Consider the following 19610-nt stretch of genomic DNA (forward strand, 5'->3'; position numbering starts at 1 on the left):
CGGATTCCTTCAGACCGGTGGTGGTGGCGGAGCCAATACCTGGCGGCTGCCGTTGGTATCGGCCGGCGTGACCACGCCGGCACGTTCCATGTCCTCGATCATCCGCGCGGCACGGTTGTAGCCCACCTTGAAGCGGCGCTGCACGGAGGATATGGAAGCCTTGCGGCTTTCCGTCACGAACCTTACCGCTTCGTCATAAAGGGCGTCGCTTTCATCGCTTCCTCCGCCTTCACCGTGCCCCCCGCGGAATCCTGATCCGTCTGCGGAGTCTTCGCTGAACCGCGTGATGTCCTCGATGTAATCCGGCTCGCCGGTGCTCTTGAGGAACTCCACCACCTTGTGGACGTCGTGGTCGGACACGAAAGCGCCGTGGGCGCGCTGCGGGAAGCCGGTGCCAGGAGGCAGGTAGAGCATGTCGCCGTTGCCGAGCAGCGTTTCGGCGCCGCCCTGGTCGATGATGGTGCGCGAGTCGATCCGGGAGGAGACCTGGAACGCGATGCGTGTCGGAATGTTGGCCTTGATGAGGCCGGTGATCACGTCCACCGAGGGCCGCTGGGTGGCCAGGATCAGATGCAGCCCCGCGGCACGCGCCTTCTGCGCCAGCCGGGCGATCAGCTCCTCCACCTTCTTGCCTACGATCATCATCATGTCGGCCAGTTCGTCGATGACGATGACGATGCAGGGCAGGGGTTCGAGCAGCGGCGGCTCCTCGTCGCCCAGGGCCAGGTTCGGGTTCCACAACGGATCACGCAAGGGGTTGCCGGCTTCGGCGGCTTCACGAACCCGCTGGTTGAAGCCCTCGAGGTTGCGCACACCAACCAGCGACATCAACTTGTAGCGGCGTTCCATCTCGGCGACGCACCAGCGCAACGCATTGGCGGCCTCCTTCATGTCGGTGACCACCGGCGTCAGCAGATGGGGGATGCCTTCGTAAACTGAAAGTTCCAGCATCTTGGGGTCGATCATGATCAGCCGGACGTCAGCAGGCCCGGCCTTGTACAAGAGGCTCAGAATCATCACGTTGATGGCGACCGATTTGCCCGATCCGGTGGTGCCGGCGACCAGGAGATGCGGCATCTTGGCCAGGTTGGCCACCACCGGCTGGCCGCTGATGTCCTTGCCCAGCACCAGGGTGAGAGGGGAGTGGGCCTGCTGGTAGGCTTCGGAGGCCAGGACCGAGTGCAGCAGCACGATCTCGCGCTCCCGGTTGGGGATTTCCAATCCTACCACTGACTTGCCCGGAATGACTTCGACCACCCGCACGCTGGTGACCGACAGAGCCCGCGCCAGGTCTTTCGCCAGGCCGCTGATCCGGCTGACCTTGACGCCGGCCGCTGGCTGCAGCTCGAAACGGGTGATCACGGGGCCGGGATGGACCGAGACGACTTCCACATCCACACCGAAATCCGCCAGGATCGTTTCCACCAGTTCCGACATCTGCTCCAGCACCGACGGAGAATAGGCATGTACCTTGGCCGAGGTGCCATTGAGCAGGGCCAGCGAGGGCAGGACTCCGCCAGCCGGCTTGCGGACCGCCGGCTTCCTGGGTTGCAGGAAAGGGATGACCGGCGCGCGCTGCGCGGGCTGTCCGGCAGATTCGCCAGGAGGGGGCGGTGCCGCCGGCTGCTCCTGTGGCTTGGCCGGCCGAGACGGGGCCGTGCGTGATTTCACTGGAGCGGGCGTCGCCAGCGCCGGTTCGGGCGTCACCGCGGGCTGCTCTCCGCCCCTGGCGGGAACGGTCGTGAGCCGCCGGACCAGCAGCAATACCGCCCGACCGATGGCATCCACCAGCTTCAGCCAAGACAGACCGGTGGCCAGGGACACTCCGGCCAGGAAGATGCCGCCGAGCAAGACCGAAGCACCTTTGATGCCGAACGATCCGGTCATGAGATCCGCGAGTTCCCGCCCGACGATGCCTCCGGTGGTTTCCGGCAAAGGCAGCGGCACCCGCAGCAGCTGAAGATCGACGATGCCGGAACCGGCAGCGATGGCGGCACCCAGGCCGAGCCAGCGCAGGCTGGAGCCGAGCAGGGAGAACCGGTAGTACGCGCCGCGGCCGCGGTAGATTCGGTACCCATAACCGGCCAGGAGCAGTGGCAGCAGAAAGGCAACGATCCCGAACAGGGAAAACGAGAAATCCGACAGCCAGGCCCCCACCGCTCCGGCGCCGTTGGACACCGGCCGGCGGCTGCCGATATGGGTCCAGCCGGCATCCTCCAGATCGAACGTCACCAATGCGATGAGGAAGAACGAGGCGAGCGCCAGATAGGCCAGAAACGCTCCCTCTCTCAATGTCCGCACCAGCGAAGAGCGCAGATCGTCCACCGGCTTCATTGTTTTGTCCGCTCTCGCCAAAAGGCTCACCAAATCAATCAAATATGGAAATCCGCTATTGTTCCAAATGTGCGCGCCGATTCGCAAGGCGCACCGTTCGTGGCGCCGGCGTTCCCGTGTGTGGCCGGTTAGAAATCGCGCGCGGTCGCGCCGTATAATGCCCTCATTTTCATAGCAGGATAGAGGATTTCATGAGCGAACCGAAGCATTCCAGAGTACTGATCCTGGGATCGGGTCCAGCCGGCTATACTGCGGCGGTCTATGCCGCGCGTGCCAACCTCAGGCCGGTACTGGTGACCGGCATCCAGATGGGTGGGCAGCTCACTACCACGACCGAGGTGGACAATTGGCCGGGCGATGCCGACGGCGTGATGGGACCGGACCTGATGGAGCGGATGCGGCGTCATGCCGAGCGCTTCGACACCGAGATTGTCTTCGACCATATCCACACGGCCGACCTTTCCGGGCGCCCCTTCACCCTGACTGGCGATGCCGGGGTCTATACCTGTGATGCGCTGATCATCGCCACCGGCGCATCCGCCCGCTACCTGGGGCTGCCTTCGGAAGAAGCCTACAAGGGCCGGGGCGTGTCCGCCTGTGCCACCTGTGACGGATTCTTTTACAAGGGCAAGCACGTGGCCGTGATCGGCGGGGGCAACACGGCGGTGGAGGAGGCGCTGTATCTGTCCAACATCGCGGCGAAGGTCACCGTGGTCCACCGCCGCGACAAGTTCCGCTCCGAGAAGATATTGTCGGACAAGCTGCTGGAGCGGGCGGCGAACGGCAACGTCAGCATCGAATGGAACAGCGTGCTCGAAGAAGTCCTGGGCGATGACATGGGCGTCACCGGCATGCGTATCAGGAACGTGCGGGACGGCACGAGCAAGGACATCGCCCTGGAGGGGGTGTTCATCGCGATCGGTCACAGTCCGAATACGGAGATCTTCGCGGGGCAATTGGGAATGCGCAACGGCTACATCGTGGTCAAGGGCGGCAGTGAGGGAGGCGCCACGGCGACCACCGTGGAAGGCGTGTTCGCGGCCGGTGACGTGTCCGACTCGATTTACCGCCAGGCCATCACTTCCGCGGGTTCGGGCTGCATGGCCGCGCTCGATGCCGAGAAGTTTCTCGACAGCCTGGGATGAGTATTCGTGTTTCCCCGGCAGCACATTTGAGGGCTCGTGAATGAATATGCCTGTCAGGCATTCAACGGCGGCATGCCGGTTCGCGCTTTCATGTCTGGCCATGGGAGGGTTGATCGCATGTGCGCCCCACTACGATTCCAACGCTCCGGCGCTGAGGACGGGCTACACCTGTTGCAATCTGCATTTCGAGGACGACTGGATCAGTGACGGCAACTACGGCGAAAACCCGTTCATCGCCGCCGGAACACCGGTCAAGGTGTACGGATACAGCGGCGACCGCGCCTATGCGGAGGTAGGCGGCCGCAAGATGCGGCTTGGCCATGACTACGGCCGCAAGGAGGAAACGCTGCAACAGTGGATCGAGAAAATCGTCGTGACGAAGGATCCGAAGATCCCTCTCGCCGCGTTTCCGCCCGAGGTGCGGGAGGCGATCCGGGCAGGCAAGGTGTCGGAGGGCATGACCAAGGAACAGGTCATTCTGGCGGTTGGTTATCCTCCCACCAGCGAAACCCCTTCGCTGGACGCCCCGGTGTGGAATTACTGGCTGTCCAGCTTCGATCGGTACCAGCTCATCTGGGACAAACGGGGCAGAATGCGGGTCTCGGCTGATCCCGGTGTCAAGGCCAGAGTCGTGTACTCACCCGGGAAATGATTTCTCCGCAGCGGGTCGGCCGCCGGCCGCGATGATAGAGGAAGTGCGCCCGCATCCCGTGTTCGCAGGCGTACGGAGAAGACTCGCCGGATGAGCGGCGTCGAACTTCTCTCCGCCCCGCTCCGCATGCGCATCCGCCGACTTCCTCCCCAGCTGATCAACCAGATCGCCGCCGGCGAGGTCATCGAGCGACCGGCTTCCGTGGTGAAAGAGTTGGTCGAGAATGCTTTCGACGCCGGCGCCCGCCAGGTCGAAGTGGACGTCGAGCAGGGAGGAGTCCGGCTGATCCGGATACGCGATGATGGTTGCGGCATCGACCGTGAAGACCTGGGGCTGGCCCTGTCGCGCCACGCCACCAGCAAGATCGCCTCGCTCGAAGACCTGGAGCGGGTGGCGAGCATGGGTTTTCGCGGCGAGGCCTTGCCCAGCATCAGCGCCGTGGCCCGGTTGACGCTGACCTCCCGCACAGCAGATGTCCCATGCGGCTGGCAGGTGAGCGCCGACGGCAGTGAAAGCGACTTCGATATCCAGCCTGCCCAGCACGCTCAGGGCACGACGGTCGAGGTGCGGGATCTGTTCTACAACACGCCCGCCCGCCGCAAGTTCCTGCGGGCGGAAAAAACCGAGTTCGGCCATATCCAGACTCTGGTACAGCGCATGGCTCTGGCACGGTTCGACGTCGGCTTCAGGCTCCGGCACAACCAGCGCGAAGTGCTCCGGCTGCAGCCGGACGCTGAGGAAGGCGGCCGGCCCGAGCGGATCGGCGCGCTGTGCGGGCCGGACTTCCTGGAACAGGCGCTGCGGGTAGAGTTCGAGGCATCCGGTCTGCGCCTGCACGGCTGGGTGGGATTGCCGACTTTCTCGCGCAGCCAGGCCGATTTGCAGTTCTTCTACGTCAACCACCGGCCGATCCGCGACAAACTGGTCGGTCATGCCATCCGTCAAGCCTACCAGGACGTGCTGTATCATCAGCGCCAGCCGGTATATGTGTTGTACCTCGAGATCGATCCGGCCCTGGTCGACGTCAACGCCCATCCGGCCAAACTGGAAGTGCGTTTCCGCGAAGGACGGATGGTGCACGATTTCCTGTTCAGCGCTCTGCACCGCGTCATCGCCGGCCATCGGCCGGGGCGGACGGCAAGCGTGGTCGCTGCGCCCGCCACGGAAAACCCTGCCCCGCTTGCGGAACAACCGCAGCAGAGCCAGCAGCCTCTGTTCCGCGTGGCGGAGACACCGCAGCGGCCATACCTGTCCAGCGGCGACAGCGAGACCCTCGGTGATCTGCGCAGGCTGTATTCGGTTTCCCTGCCGAATCCGACGGAGACCCGGGCGGAGCAGGAGATCCCGCCGCTGGGTTATGCCTTGGCCCACCTCAAGGGAGTATACATCCTGGCTGAGAACGCGCAGGGGCTGATCCTCGTCGATGGCCATGCCGCTCACGAGCGGATCACCTACGAGCGCATGAAACGGCAATACCAGGCCGGAGGGATCGCCAGCCAGCCCCTGCTGCTGCCGGTGAGGATCAGGCTGAGCCGCGCCGACGCCGATCTGGCCGAAGAGTACGGCGAGCATCTGGCGCGGCTGGGGATAGAGCTGCGGCGCACCGGCGAGGGCAGCGTGCTGGTCCGTTCGGTGCCGGCTTTGTTGGAGGGGAGCGATGTCGAACGCCTGGTGCGGGATACGCTGGCCGATCTGCGCGAACACGGGTCTTCCGGGCGTTTGCAGGAAACCTTGAACACCGTCCTTGCCTCCATGGCATGCCACGGCTCGGTACGGGCCGGCCGCAAGCTCACCGTGCCGGAGATGAACGCGCTGCTGCGCGAGATGGAGGCCACCGAACGCGCCGGTCAGTGCAACCACGGCCGGCCGACCTGGGTGCAGCTCGACACTCAGGCGCTGGACCGTCTGTTCCTGCGTGGCCGATGAGCGCAGCCGAATTGCCGCCGGTCGTGGTGCTGATGGGGCCCACCGCATCGGGCAAATCGCAGCTGGCGATCGAGCTCGCCAATGCCCTCGATGGTGAGATCGTCAGCGTCGATTCCTCCTTGGTCTACCGGGGCATGGACATCGGCACTGCCAAGCCCACTCCCACCGAGCGCGCGGCTGTGCCGCACCACCTGATCGATGTTCTCGACCCGAGCGAGGTCTTCTCGACCGGCCGATTCCGCGATGAGGCCTTGGCCCTGATTGCCGACATCACCGCCCGCGGCCGTCTGCCGGTACTGGCGGGGGGCACGATGTTGTACTTCAACGCCCTATTGCGGGGCCTGGCGGAGCTGCCTTCGGCCGATCCGGATCTCCGTCGGGAGATCGAGACGCGGGCGGCACGCGACGGCTGGCACGCGCTCCATGCGGAACTGGCCCGGATCGACCCGCCCGCCGCCGCCCGCATCCATCACAACGATCCCCAGCGCCTGCAACGCGCCCTGGAAGTGTTCTACCTCACCGGTCGGACGCTGTCCGATTTGTGCGAAGGCAGCCGGTCCCCCGAGCTGCCGTTCCGGCCCTTGCGCATCGTACTGGCGCCTGCTAGCCGGGCCGTGCTGGCGGAGCGTATCGCCGAGCGGTTCAGGCGGATGTTGGAGGAGGGTTTTCTGGAAGAAGTCGAGGCCCTCTATCGGCGCGGCGACCTGAACGAAACCCTGCCCTCCATCCGTGCCGTGGGTTACCGCCAGGCCTGGGGCTATCTCCAGGGCGACTACGGCTTCGATACTTTCGTGGAGCGCGCCATCATCGCCACCCGCCAGTTCGCCAAGCGGCAGTGCACCTGGCTGAGGAAGGAGACCGAGGCGACCTGGCTGGAAACCGGAACCCCCGGATTGAGTGAGAGAGCGGCGAAGGAGGTGAGGGCACGGCTATAGCGTCTGGGGGTGTGGCCGTGATCACGACGGACCGCCTTTAAGATCGCACGATCTTCGGGCATCGGACTGTGCGGTGGGCGCAAGTGCGATTGTCTGGCGTCTGCCTGCGGCCTGATCGTGGGAAACCTCGGCACAACCGGGTCGAATCGGTCAAACCTAAGATATCATCGGCCATTCAATACCGCCCTGCAGACGCGGGGCAGGGCGGGCGAGGGGGCCGGCCCGTGATGGTTGTCGGGCAGTGGCCGGAGGGGCGGGAGGGACAGCCACCAGTCCAACGAAGCGTCACAGCCGTCGCCGGGTTCGAGCGGTTTTTGCGGTACACAGTCGGGACTGTCGGCGGGACAGGCGAGACGCATGTGGAAGTGGTCGTCGTGGCGGTGCCAGGGACGGATTTTCCGCAGCCAGGAGCGGTCTCCCCGTACCGAGCGGCAGAGTTCCTGTTTGATGTGGGCGTTGACGAAGATCCGGTCGACGTGCGGGTCGCGGGCGGCGGTTTCCAGGACCCGGGCATGGCGGATGTCCCACAGCATGTGGTTGAGCCGGGTCTGGTCCGGAGTCAGCAACGACGGTGCGGGAATGTTGCTGCGTAGACCGTCGGCGTTGCGGATCAGATTCGGGTCGAGCGCGAACCAGACATCTGCATCGATGCCGGTCTGGTGGCTGCGGTGGCCGAACCGCATCGGTCCGCCCCGGGGCTGGGACAAATCGCCGACATGGAGTTCGCCCCAATGCCCTTGCACGGTCGCGTGTCCCAGGTCGATGATGCTGCGGATCAGGTCCGGATGGCCGTAGTTGCGGTTGCGTTCGAGGTGCATGACCTTGTAGCCCTCGCCTTCGGGCGGGAGGCGGACGCCGCCGGCCAGGCATCCCGCCCCCGTTTCGCCGATGGCTTCGGGTGTCGCTGCGGTGGGGGATGAGACGTCTCCCCAGTCGCGGCTCGCTGCGGAGTGGCTGACGAAGGCGGACAGTACGACGAACAGGGCCAGGCGGTTCGATGGCATCGGTGTTTCACGTTTCCGGCAGTTCGGGGGGAAGGCCGGGCGGTTCAGGATCGTCGAATTCGGCGTCTTGACCGAGCTGGAACCGGCGCGAGGCGTTGATGATCCAGCCTTTGGCCTTGGCGAGCTTGATGTCCCTGACTTCTTCCTCCAGCAGCAGGCGCTGGCGCTCCAGGGCGAGCAGCTCGATTTCCCGGCGCAGGCGGGCGTCGGCGTCTTCCATGGCTTCGGCCCGCCGGGCCTTGGACTGCAATTCTGCTTCGATTTCCATTTCCCGCAGTTTTTGCTCGTGGCGTACCTGTTCTTCCTTCTGACGTGCCTCTGCGGCCCGCCGTTCCGCCTGTAGCGTCTCCTCCGCGGCGAGTTCGGCCTTCAGACGCTCGGCTTCGAGGGCATACTTCGCCTTCCGCAGCTCGGTTTCCCGCTGTTCCAGCAGCAGTCTGGCACGTTCGCGCTCCATCCGGACCGCCTCTTCCTCGGCTTCCAGCTCCAGCCGCCGCCGTTCTGCTTCGGCGGCGATGTGGTGCTGGCGCTGCAGCAAAGCCTGATACAACGGTCGATACGGCGACCACGACGGCAGATTTTCGAGTTCCGCTTCATCCAGAGCCTGGAATTGCGGGGAAAGGACGCAGCGGGTCCGGCAGCGTATGCCCTGTCCCGCCAGCGTCTCGTTGATCAGGGTTTCGACGCGCCGTTCGATTCCGGCATATCCCTCCCTCAGCCAGAATGGGTCTTCCAGCACCCGCAGCTCTTCCAGGACCATGTCGAGCAGGACCCGCTGGTGATGCAGTTTGATGGTATGGGAAAGCTGGTCCAGGCTGTCGGGATGGCTGCGGGCATAGTCCAGGGTCGGCTGGAATCTGACCGAAAGGTCGACACTGATGCGCACCGCCTCACCCAGCCTCAGGTCCGGTACCGGGAGGCTCCAGTCCTCGATGATCAGTTCGGTGAGGCGGTGATAGAAGCGCGGAGTGAACTCCCGCGGCTTGAGGAACAGCTTGCGGAACGGGCCGAGCCGGGCGGTGACGAGGTAATGGTCGCCGACGAAGCCGGGGTCCCAGCGCTCGGCGTCAGACTCTCCGCTCATGGCCTTTTCTCTCGATGAACTGCCGTACGTTGCCATCGTGGAAAGCCGAGCCAGCCTGCGGCAGCTCCTTTCTCATACATTCGGCCACGATGGGGTAGAGGTTGGGTGCGAATTCCACGCTGCGTTCACTCACCTTTCGCAGGAACCCGCGGTTGAGCAGAAAGGCGACGGCGAACATGCGGTTCCAGTCGGGATAGCGTTTCGCCCGCTCGAGCTCGGATTTCTCGAAGACGAATTCCAGCTCGTCGTTGTCGTTGATGGCGAACTGTGAGAACTCGCGCAGTCCGTGGAAGGCCAGCACTTTCTCCTCCTCGGTCAACGGGCCGGGCGCACTGAATTCCAGCCGGTAGGACAGCACGAGTGTGAAGAAATCCACCATGGCGGCGCAGGCGAGCGCGAACAGGGAAAGGTCTTCCCACATGGCGAAGGAGGGGGTGATGCCCCGGACGAATTCGGCATGGCTGCCCCAGGGCGGTGCGAGAACCGGTGTGGCGCCGTGGACCGATGCGAGATTGTCCGCCTTCGACTGGACCTGCCGCACTTGTTCCATGAGTTCGGCGTAAAGCGCCGGATTCTTGAGATCGGAAGAAAATTTCTGCATCGTGTCCCGTGCGGCCGTGATGCGCTGGTCGAGCTCGCCGAAGCTCGTCTCCATCTGGCGCAGCCGGTTTTCCTCGGCGCGCTGGAGTTCGTTGTAGTGGCTCCACATCGGTCCCTTGCCCACCCGTTTCCGGCTTTCATCGCGTATGCCCTGCAAGGTGCCGAGATAGGCCTGAGTGGCCTCCTTGGCCGCCGCTTCGGCCCGTTTCTGCTGGTGAGCCATCAGCGCGCTTTTCAGTTTGTTGACTCGGTCCAGATAGTCGTTCAGGTTCTGATCCAGCGCACGGTAGCGGGCCAGCAAGGTATTGTCCTGCTGCGAAAGTTCGTAGAACTTGAAATAGGAGAACGACACCGAGACCAGCAGGGCGACCGCCAGCGTCACGCCGACGGTGAGGAAGCGCACCCGATTGGCGCGCCAGTGGCAGCCCGCCAGTTCCAGGGAGCAGATCACGATGACCGACTGCACCGCGACGGTGATGATCAGCGCGATCCAGTCCGTGATGAAGTAGGACAGGCCATAATATGTCGTATAGCCGGAAGCGAGGCTGAGCAGCAGTACCAGCGGAATGGACCAGATACGCAGGAGCCCCACGAAGGTGCTCTGCACCGAGTTCAATGTCTGTCCGATGCGCCAGACCGATGTGTTCATGTCGTCCTCGTCCGGGCAGAATGGAAACCTTGGCGGCCGGTCATCGATCGAATCTGTGGGCGAAAGAGGAATGTCATGGGATCGTTCTTGATCTTATCCATTATTGCTTTCCTGGCCATCGTCGGCAACGCATTGCTCTTGTTGCGCACGGCGCGAAAGCCGAAGCTGCCCGAGACGGTGCGTCCCCGACCTTGGGGGGACGATGAAGATTGAGGGCTCGTTGCACCCACGGAGCCGGGTCGCCATGGATGCCTCCGATGATTCACTGATCGGTCGCATTACCGAGGTTCGGGCCGGACGCTTCGCGGCCCGCCTGTTGTCGTACGAGGAGGGTTTCCGAAACGAGGTATCGTTGGGGGACGAAGTCCAGCATCCCGGTCAGGTGGGGACCTATGTGTCGATCCGGAATGGCACGTTCCGTATCCTCGCCCTGGTTCGGGAGGTCTCCGGCGGGGCAGCCGGATCGGCCGCCGGCAGCGCGATGCAGTTGGTACCTTTGGGCGAATTCAACGACAAGGGCGCATTCAGCCGCGGCGTGCGGCGCTATCCGGTGCCAGGCGCCGAGGTCCACGCCGCGTCTCCTCAAGAGATCAACGCCGTGTTCGCCCGCACCCGCAACCTACGGTTCAATCCGGGCTATCTGCCGAATCATCCCGCGACCGGCGTCTATCTCGATCCCTCCGCTTTGTGCAGCCGTCATTTCGCCATCCTCGGCCAATCCGGCGCAGGCAAGTCCTGGACCGTGGCCAGCCTGCTCCAGCGCATGCTCGCCTCCGCTCCCAGGGCGCATATCATCCTGCTGGACCTGCACGGCGAATACTGTTGGCGCGGCGCCGATGGCGTGCTCCACAGCGCGTTTCCGCCCATGGCCACCCGGGCGATGGACGCCCGCGAGCTGGAAATTCCCTACTGGCTGATGAGCTTCGCCGAGCTGGTGGACCTCCTGATCGAGCGCGACGATCCGGCAGCGTCGATCCAGACGGCGTTCCTCCGCGAAACGGTGTTCGAACTCAAGCGGCGGAGCGCCCGTGAATTGGGTCTGGAAGGGGTGTCGATCGATGCGCCGGTGTATTTCTCGCTGCAGGAGGTGTACGAGCGTTTCAAGGAAGCCAACGAACACCGGACCGATTTCGGCAAGACCAAGGGCCCGTTGTTTGGGCAGTTCGACGATTTCCTGCTCAAGCTCGGCAGCCGGCTACACGACGTGCGCTACGACTTTCTGCTCAATCCGGCCCGCCGCACCCGGTCGGAGAGCCTGCCGGATCTGTTGCGGGATTTTGTCGGCTTGGGCGAGCCGCGCTGCCAGATCAGCGTGATCGACTTGAGTCCGGTGCCGTTCGACGTGCGCCCGACCGTCTCCGCCCAGATCGGCCGGCTGGCTTTCGAGTTCAACTACTGGAACCTCGACCGGCGTGAATTCCCCATTCTGCTGGTTTGCGAAGAGGCGCATACCTACATCCCTCGCGAACGCGCCACCCAGTACGAAGGTACGCGGAAGTCGATGGAGCGCATCGCCAAGGAGGGCCGTAAATACGGCGTCGGGCTCGCCGTGGTCAGCCAGCGCCCACACGAACTTTCCGAAACGGTGCTTTCGCAGTGCGGCTCCTACATCTGCCTCAGGATCAGCAACCCGGACGACCAGGCCTACGTCCGCAAACTGGTGCCCGAAGGCGAAGCCGATTTGGTGGACGTCCTCACCGCGCTGGGCCGGGGCGAGGCCCTGATTCTGGGCGAGGCGACACCCCTGCCGGTACGCTGTCAGATATTCAGACCGGATCCCCCGCCCAACAGCAACGACGTGGATTTCCACAAGGCCTGGAACGCCGACACGGCAGACCTCGACATAGGGGCGATCGTCCGGCGCTGGTGGAACCAGGGGCGGTGAGCCGGTACTTGTCTGCCTGCCGCCGCCGGTGTATGAGTAAGCCCACGTCAATGGGACGAAGTCTTTGGCAGGACGGGGAGTCCGGAGTCATGAATCTCGCGACCGAAACCGTGGACGGCAAGACCGTCCTGAGGCTGGGCGAACCGCGCCTGGATGCCCACAATTCCGGCGAACTCAAGGACTTCATGCTCAGGTTGCTGGAAGGCGGCGGACGCCATCTGATCGTCGATCTGAGCCCGGTGAGCTTCATCGACAGTTCGGGGCTGGGTGCCCTGTTGTCCGGCCAGAAGAATGCCGCTCTGCGCTCCGGCGCCTTCATGCTGGCGGGTCTCCAGCCGCGGGTGCATGCCATGTTCGAGCTGACCCGCTTGCACCGGGTGTTCGAGATTTATTCCACCGTCGAGGAAGCATTGCGCGGCGAGTAGCCGGGAGGTGGTCATGCCAGGCGAAACCGATGTCAATGTCGACATCGTGGTCCCCAACCAGACCCGTTACCTCGGGCTGATCGGGAACATCGCGGAGCAGATCGCCAGGGAATTGGTGGATTACCGCGGCGACCGCGATACTCTGGGCTATCACATGAATCTGGTGTTGACCGAGGCCATGGTCAACGCCATCGAACATGCCACGCCGGGCGAAACGGGAAAGACGGTCCGGGTATGGATCCACATCGAGGACGAGGAACTGTGCATCCGCGTCTACGATCAGGGGCAGGGCTTCGATCTGGAGTCCGTTCCGATGCCAGATTTCGATGCGCCGGGCGAACACGGCCGTGGCATTTTTTTCATCCGGGCGCTGATGGACACGGTGACCTACCGTCGTACCGAAAACGGCAATGTCCTGGAAATGCGCAAAAAGCTGGCCTAGGGCAGGGGAGGCGCCGGTATGGACGGTAAGGGGGCGGCTGCCGGCGGAAACTGGGAAATCACCTATGCCGCCATACTGATGCGATTTTGCCGGCGCCGGCGAATCGCCGCGGAACCGCTGCCCATGGCCGAGATTTTTCCGCACGAGTACCGCTCGCAGGTTTCGCCGAAGGCGGCGGTGCGGGATGCGCTCCTGCTCGAAAAAGCGGCCCGGACGAAGTCCTGTGTCGCCGATCTGTGGCGGCCTTCGCCGCAGTTCGGCGATGCTTACTGCCGTCTTCGGATCTACAGCCTGGTGGAGGATGACCTCGACCGGATCATGCCGCTGCTGCAGAATCTGGGACTGCGCATCGTCGACCAGATCCGGTTCAGGCTGGAGTTCCGGGGGCTGCGCTGTTCGGTCCGCAGTTTCGCCGTGGCTGCTGGCGAAGCGCCGGGCGGTGATCTCATGTCTCTACGCAAACCGTTGCTGGATGCCCTGGCCGCCGTGACGGCAGGCCGGGTGGAGAATGACGTGCTGAACGCCTTGATCCTCGCCACGGGGCTTTCCTGGAAGGAAATCGAGGTCTTCAGGGCCTATCACGACTACCGGCGCCAACTCGGCGGCCGGTTCGGGCGTTCGCGTTTTTTCCGGGCGCTGTTCAACAATCCCGAGGCCACCCGTCTTCTTTACCGATATTTCGAAGCCCGGTTCCACCCGGATGCGCGAGCGGACGAGGAGGCGCAGTCGGCGCTGCGGCAGGATTTCGTCGCGGTACTGACCGCTGTGGCGGATAGCGGCGAAGACCACATCCTACGGGATTTGTTCAACCTGATCGACGCTACCGTACGCACGAATTTCTACCGGCGCCGCGCCGACCCCGATTTCTTCGTCGCTTTCAAAATCAGCAGCCTGGGTGTCATCGACATGCCCGCTCCGAAACCGCTGTTCGAAATCTACGTTCACTCGGCAGCGATGGAGGGCATACACTTGCGCGGGGCGCGCGTGGCTCGGGGCGGCATCCGGTGGTCGGACCGGCCGGACGACTTCCGGGTCGAGATACTGGACCTGATGCAGACCCAGATGATCAAGAATGCCCTGATCGTGCCGCAGGGCGCCAAGGGCGGCTTCGTCCTCAAGTCGCCCTGCCGCGATCCCGAAGAGTGCCGGCGTCTCGCCACGGGAGCCTACGCCACGCTCATCCGCGGCATGCTGGATTTGACCGACAACGTCACGGCCAACGGCGTCATGCGTCCGCCCTTCGTCATCGCCTATGACGACCCCGACCCGTATCTGGTGGTCGCGGCGGACAAGGGTACCGCGCGTCTTTCCGACACGGCCAACGTCATCGCGCAGGAATACGGCTTCTGGCTGGGAGACGCCTTCGCCGCCGGCGGTTCACAGGGTTACGACCACAAGCGTCTCGGCATCACGGCGCGCGGTGTGTGGGAATGCGTGAAGCGGCATTTCGTGGAGTTGGGCCGGGACATCGAGAAAGAGCCCTTCACGGTGGTCGGCGTCGGCAGCATGGACGGCGACGTCTTCGGCAACGGCATGCTGTATTCGCAGAACATCCGGTTGCTGGCGGCTTTCAGCGGCCAGCACATCTTTCTGGACCCGGACCCGGATCCGGAGGTGTCGTACCGGGAGCGGCGGCGCTTGTACGATCTGCCGGGGTCCAGTTGGGCAGATTACGACCACCGGGCGATCTCGGCCGGTGGCGGCGTGTTCCGGCGCGACGCGAAGGACATTCCCCTCGCCCCGCCGGTCCGGGCCTGGCTCGGCGTACGCCACCGCTCCGTGGACGGCGAAGGGCTCGTCCGTCTGCTGCTGACCGCCCCGGTCGATCTGCTCTGGCTCGGCGGCATCGGCACCTATGTGAAGGGCAGCGCGGAGAGTCATGAGGATGTCGGCGACAGGGCCAATGACGCGGTACGGGTGGACGGTATCCAGCTGCGAGCGGCGGTGGTGGCCGAAGGGGCCAATCTCGGCTTCACCCAGCAGGGACGCGTGGAGTTCGCGCTGGGCGGTGGTCGCATCAATACCGATGCGTTGGACAATTCGGCCGGCGTGGATCTGTCCGACCACGAGGTCAACTTGAAGATCCTGACGGGTCTCCTGCAGGCGCAGGGTACGCTGGGCGACAGGGAGGCGCGCGACCGGTTGTTGGCCGAACTCACCGGGAGCGTTTGCGATTCGGTGCTCCGCGACAACGCCTCCCAGAGCCTCGCCATCTCGCTCGACCGGGAACGTTGTCTGCGTGACGTGGAACCCTTCCTGGAACTCGCCGAGCGGCTCGAAGACGCGGGCAGCCTGGATCGGGGTTACGAAGCATTCCCGGGCCGGAAAGAGGTTCAGGCACGCGAAGGACGGGGACTGGTGCGGCCGGAACTGGCGGTCCTGCTCGCCCACGCCAAGCTGGTCCTGAAACGGGCACTGCTCACTGCGCCGGGTTTTCTGGACGCCGAATGGTGTCGCCCGGTCCTGGCAGATTATTTTCCGCCGGAGCTGCGGCGGCGTCATGGAGCGGCTCTCCCGGGCCATTCCCTGGCCCGTGAAATCACCGCCACCGTCATCTGCAACCGCATCTTGGATCGGGCGGGATCGTCTCTCCTGGTTCTGGCCGAAGAATTCGAGGCGGGGACCGTCGCCGATCTGGCGGGCGCCTACTTGTGCTTCGACGCCGTGGTCGGTGGCGAAGCGTTGCGGGAAGCAGTGTCGGCGATGCGGGGAAACAGGGGGGTGACCGCTGCCTACCACCTGCTCCTGGAGCTCGAGGATCTTCTGCGGATCTGGTGTGAATGGGCGGTCCGCGAGGGTTTGGCATTGCGTCCGGCCGAATCCGAAATCCAGGCATGGCGGTCCGATCTCGCGGCGTATCTGCCCCACCGACTGGCATCGTTTGGCGACACCGAACACACCGCCTGGAACGGGCGGCTGGCGGAATTGGTGAATTTCGGCTTGGACCAGGAGCAAGCCCGGGCCGGGGCGTCGCTGAGAGAACTGCGGGACTTTCCGGTACTGGCTCATCTCGCCCGGTCGGCCGGTGCGCCGTTGGAGCGGGTGGTTGCCGCGGACGACGCCATCGCCGGACATCTGGGGATTCGCCGCATTCTCGGCCTGCTCCGCGGTGTCCGGCCGCGCGACCGCTGGGAGCGGCGCGCGCAGGCCGCGCTCCTCGAACGGTTCCGCCGGGCTGCGGCGTGTCTGACGAGGCAGGCCTTGCAGGCGGGCACGGAGGAACCGCTGGCGCTGTTTGCAGGGGAACGGTTTCGGCGTCGGCTGATGCGTTTCCGGCGGTTGCGGGACGAACTGGAAGACGCCGCCTCGCCTTCTCTGACACCGTTCACCGCACTGGGGGCGGAGCTGGATGCCTTGGTCGATCTGGGCCACTCGCCGGGAGTATGAACGAGCCCTCCCTGGCGCGACAGGAATTCCCGCGGGCCCTGCTGGACGCCTTCGACGAGGCGCTCTGTCTGGTGGATTCCGCCGGCAGTCTCGTGGAAATGAACGCTGCGGCGGAACGCCTCTTGGGCTGCGGCCGCCGGGATCTGGTGGGGAAAAAATTCTTGCCGGCGCCGGTGTCCGGGGCATCGGCGCGGCGGATGCGGGTCAGCCTGGGGAGCAGGAAAGACCGGCTACTCGAAGGCGAAATTCGTCCACTGGCCGGCGCCGGCAGTGCGATCAGCCTGGTGCGTCTGTCCGACCCCGCGTTGGAGAGTGGCCGCGGCCGGGACAGCGAAGCGACCCTGCGGGCCGTGCTCGATACGCTGGTCGACGGCATCATCGTCATCGACGAGCAGGGCGTCGTCCAGTTGTTCACACCCGCCGCGGAGCGCATGTTCGGCTACCATGCGGACGAGGTTCTCGGCTGCAATGTGGCGCTGCTGATGCCCTCGCCCCACCGTGAGGAACACGACGCCTATATCGGTCGTTACCTTCGCACCGGTGAGCCCCGGATCATTGGGATCGGCCGCGAGGTCCAGGGGCGCCGGAAGGACGGCCGACTGTTTCCGCTCCATCTGTCCGTCGGCGAGTTTCGCCGGCACCAACGCCGCTGGTTCGTCGGCGTCACCCGCGATCTCACCGTGAGAAAACAGACCGAAGACCGGCTACTCATGCTCTCCAGTGCCGTCGACCAGAGCCCTTCGGGGGTATTGATCGCCGATTCTCAGGGCTGCATCCAGTATGTGAATCGCGGTTACACGACGCTCACCGGCTACGGAGCCGAGGAACTCGTGGGCACGCGCTGCAGCGGTGCGGGGAGGGCGGACCGGTTGGGACGTCTGCGCGAGGTCATTCGGTCGGGCGCCGCCTGGCGCGGCGAGGTCCAGGACAGGAGGAGGAACGGGGAGGTTTACTGGGCGCTCGAAAGCATCACCCCGATCCTGGATGGTCACGGCGAAGCGACCCACTATCTCCTGATCCAGCAGGACATCACCGAACAGAAGCGGGACAAGGAAGCGCTCGCCGAGAGTGAGGAGCGATTCCGGCAGGTAGCCGAGATGGCGGGAGAATGGCTCTGGGAGCAGGACCCCGAAGGACGTTACCTCTACAGCAGCGCTGCGGTCCGGGCCATCCTCGGTTTCGAGCCGGAAGAGGTGCGCGGCAAACATTACTTCGACCTGTTGACGCCGGAGGACAGGCAGCACTGGATGAGCGCCCTCCCACCGGCCAAGGCGAGCGAAAAGCCGTTCTTCCGTCTCATCAACCGCTATCGCCACAAAGACGGCCACGAGGTCTATACCGAATCCACCGGAGCGCCGATCTTCGGTGAGCGGGGCGAACTCGTCAAATGGCGGGGCGTCGACCACGACATCACCACCCGCAAACGCTATGAGGATGAGCTGCGGGTGCGCAACCGTGCGATCGAGTCGGCGAGTGTGGGCATCAACATCGCCGATGCACAGACCAAGGGATTGCCGAACGTTTACATCAATCCGGCACTCAGCGCCATCACAGGCTATTCCAAGGAGGAGCTCCTGCATCACAGCATGCGGATGCTGCAGGGAGCCGGGACCGATCCGGCGAGTGTCGAAGAAATCCGCGAGGCGATCCGGGCAGGCCGGCCGTGCCGGCTGACGATCAGAAACTACCGCAAAGATGGCACGCCATTCTGGAACGAACTGCTTATTTCCCCGGTGACGGACGAGGCTGGCGTCATCACCCACTATATCGGGATCCAGACGGATGTGACCGAACTCCGCCGCGCGGAGGAGGAGCGACACGAACTGGAAATCGCCAAGCAGATCCAGCTGTCACTGCTTCCGAAGGCCCCGCTGCATCTGACGACGGTCGAGATCGCCGGCTTTTGCGTGCCCGCGACCCACGTGGGGGGCGATTATTTCGATTATTTTCATCGCGGCGACTGTGTGGATCTGGTCATCGCCGACGTTTCCGGCCACAGCGTCGGTGCGGCGCTCATCATGGCGGAGGTGCGCAGCGCGTTGCGGACGGAGGCGCGCAGGACACCGGTGGAACCGTCCGGCGGCGAAGGCGTCGCTCCGATTCTCGCCGGCATCAACGACGCGCTGCACGAGGATCTGTCGGGGGCGGACCTGTTCATTACGATGTTCTATGTCCGCTACGATTGCAGGACTCGCAGGCTCAGCTATGCCAACGCGGGGCACAACTTCGCGCTGCTCCTCCCAAGCGGGGAGGACAGCTGCGTCCCTCTGGACGCGGACGGTCTGGTCCTGGGCGTCAGAAAAGGCGTGTCCTTCGAGGAAAAGGCCGAGAATTTGAAGGCCGGGGACTGGCTGTTGCTCTACACCGACGGGGTGATCGAGGCACAGAACGGCGAAGGGGAGTTTTTCGGCATCGCCCGGCTTTGCCGCCAGTTTTCGGCACGCCGTTCACTGTCGCCGGAAGCGATGGTCGCCGGGCTCCTGAGCGAACTTCGGGCGTTCTCCGGGAACGATCCGCTGCGCGACGACGTCAGCATGGTGGCACTCCGGGTGCGCTGACGCCGGGGCAGCCTCATTCGGCCTCGGCACCTGCCTTGAACACGGGCATGGCGGCCTGGAGGTACACGATCATTGACCACAGCGTGAGGGTCGCGGAAACCACTAGCAACAATTCGCCCGTCGTCTTGACCCCGCCGTGCGGTATGTCCAGACCGAGCAGCAGGAGGGTGATCGCCAGCATCTGGAAGGTGGTTTTCCATTTGCCCAGGGCCGATACCTCGACCCGTTTCCGCTGCCCGATTTCTGCCATCCATTCGCGCAGCGACGCGATGGTGATTTCCCTGCCGATGATGATGGCGGAGGCTAGTGCGATCAGCGGCCGGGGTTCGGCCTGTACGATGAGGACCAGCGCGACCGCGACCATCAGCTTGTCGGCCACGGGGTCGAGGAATGCTCCGAAGCGGGTGGCCAGACCCATTCGCCGCGCGAGGTAACCATCCAGCCAGTCGGTGATCGCGGCGATTGCGAAAATGACGCCGCTGACGACGTGGGCGCCGCTCCAGGGCAGATAGAACGCCACCGTGAGGACCGGGATGAGGACGATCCTCAGCAGCGTCAGATAAGTGGGCAGGTTGAAGTGCATG

At 64.4% G+C, this 19610-nt stretch carries 15 protein-coding genes; 10 read left to right on the forward strand and 5 right to left on the reverse strand.

What is annotated here, in order from left to right; translation table 11 throughout:
* Positions 1 to 9 precede the first annotated feature (9 nt).
* Complete coding sequence (locus ACSHWJ_RS00495) at positions 10 to 2334, reverse strand: DNA translocase FtsK (protein WP_432539139.1); 2325 nt, start codon at positions 2332 to 2334, stop codon at positions 10 to 12.
* A 191-nt stretch (positions 2335 to 2525) separates the two neighbouring features.
* On the opposite strand from ACSHWJ_RS00495, the gene trxB reads away from it, so the two are divergent.
* From trxB to miaA, 4 genes are all read left to right on the forward strand, one after another.
* Entirely contained in the window at positions 2526 to 3479 is a 954-nt protein-coding gene (trxB, locus tag ACSHWJ_RS00500; RefSeq protein WP_432539140.1) for a thioredoxin-disulfide reductase, read from the forward strand.
* Positions 3480 to 3579: 100 nt separating this feature from the next.
* Positions 3580 to 4131: a hypothetical protein gene (locus ACSHWJ_RS00505; protein ID WP_432539141.1), complete on the forward strand. Its 552-nt coding sequence runs from the start codon at positions 3580 to 3582 to the stop codon at positions 4129 to 4131.
* Between the two features lie 90 nt (positions 4132 to 4221).
* Positions 4222 to 6057, forward strand: coding sequence for a DNA mismatch repair endonuclease MutL (gene mutL, locus ACSHWJ_RS00510; protein ID WP_432539142.1), 1836 nt, complete (start codon positions 4222 to 4224; stop codon positions 6055 to 6057).
* On the forward strand, positions 6054 to 6992 hold the full coding sequence (miaA, locus tag ACSHWJ_RS00515) for a tRNA (adenosine(37)-N6)-dimethylallyltransferase MiaA (protein ID WP_218797819.1): 939 nt from the start codon (positions 6054 to 6056) through the stop codon (positions 6990 to 6992). Before mutL ends, miaA begins: the two co-directional genes overlap by 4 nt.
* Positions 6993 to 7156: 164 nt before the next feature.
* Here miaA and mepA read toward each other — a convergent pair whose 3' ends face one another.
* From mepA to ACSHWJ_RS00530, 3 genes are read right to left on the reverse strand one after another with little or no spacing between them, the layout of a single operon-like run.
* The gene (gene mepA / locus ACSHWJ_RS00520) at positions 7157 to 7996 is read right to left on the reverse strand and encodes a penicillin-insensitive murein endopeptidase (protein ID WP_432539143.1); all 840 of its coding nucleotides are present in this window, start codon (positions 7994 to 7996) and stop codon (positions 7157 to 7159) included.
* A gap of 7 nt (positions 7997 to 8003) precedes the next feature.
* Entirely contained in the window at positions 8004 to 9080 is a 1077-nt protein-coding gene (locus tag ACSHWJ_RS00525) for a hypothetical protein (RefSeq protein ID WP_432539144.1), read from the reverse strand.
* Positions 9064 to 10329: a hypothetical protein gene (locus ACSHWJ_RS00530; protein WP_432539145.1), complete on the reverse strand. Its 1266-nt coding sequence runs from the start codon at positions 10327 to 10329 to the stop codon at positions 9064 to 9066. The genes ACSHWJ_RS00525 and ACSHWJ_RS00530 overlap by 17 nt, the downstream gene beginning before the upstream one ends.
* A 75-nt stretch (positions 10330 to 10404) precedes the next feature.
* On the opposite strand from ACSHWJ_RS00530, the gene ACSHWJ_RS00535 reads away from it, so the two are divergent.
* From ACSHWJ_RS00535 to ACSHWJ_RS00560, 6 genes are all read left to right on the forward strand, one after another.
* Positions 10405 to 10542, forward strand: coding sequence for a hypothetical protein (locus ACSHWJ_RS00535; protein ID WP_432539146.1), 138 nt, complete (start codon positions 10405 to 10407; stop codon positions 10540 to 10542).
* Positions 10543 to 10573: 31 nt separating this feature from the next.
* Positions 10574 to 12214, forward strand: a complete 1641-nt coding sequence (locus ACSHWJ_RS00540) for an ATP-binding protein (protein WP_017365169.1) — start codon at positions 10574 to 10576, stop codon at positions 12212 to 12214.
* 89 nt (positions 12215 to 12303) lie between these two features.
* The gene (locus tag ACSHWJ_RS00545; RefSeq protein WP_432539147.1) at positions 12304 to 12639 is read left to right on the forward strand and encodes an STAS domain-containing protein; all 336 of its coding nucleotides are present in this window, start codon (positions 12304 to 12306) and stop codon (positions 12637 to 12639) included.
* A 13-nt stretch (positions 12640 to 12652) separates the two neighbouring features.
* On the forward strand, positions 12653 to 13081 hold the full coding sequence (locus ACSHWJ_RS00550; protein ID WP_010960943.1) for an ATP-binding protein: 429 nt from the start codon (positions 12653 to 12655) through the stop codon (positions 13079 to 13081).
* A gap of 18 nt (positions 13082 to 13099) precedes the next feature.
* The gene (locus ACSHWJ_RS00555) at positions 13100 to 16468 is read left to right on the forward strand and encodes an NAD-glutamate dehydrogenase domain-containing protein (RefSeq protein WP_432539148.1); all 3369 of its coding nucleotides are present in this window, start codon (positions 13100 to 13102) and stop codon (positions 16466 to 16468) included.
* Positions 16465 to 19026 carry a PAS domain S-box protein gene (locus tag ACSHWJ_RS00560; protein WP_432539149.1) on the forward strand — a complete coding sequence of 854 codons (2562 nt, stop codon included), beginning with the start codon at positions 16465 to 16467 and terminating at the stop codon, positions 19024 to 19026. The genes ACSHWJ_RS00555 and ACSHWJ_RS00560 overlap by 4 nt, the downstream gene beginning before the upstream one ends.
* A gap of 13 nt (positions 19027 to 19039) precedes the next feature.
* On the opposite strand, the gene pgsA is transcribed toward ACSHWJ_RS00560, so the two are convergent.
* On the reverse strand, positions 19040 to 19609 hold the full coding sequence (pgsA, locus tag ACSHWJ_RS00565) for a CDP-diacylglycerol--glycerol-3-phosphate 3-phosphatidyltransferase (protein ID WP_010960940.1): 570 nt from the start codon (positions 19607 to 19609) through the stop codon (positions 19040 to 19042).
* Position 19610: the final 1 nt, after the last annotated feature.

Origin of the sequence: Methylococcus sp. S1M, from assembly GCF_051295855.1 — a bacterium.
Classification (GTDB): Bacteria; Pseudomonadota; Gammaproteobacteria; order Methylococcales; family Methylococcaceae; genus Methylococcus; species Methylococcus capsulatus.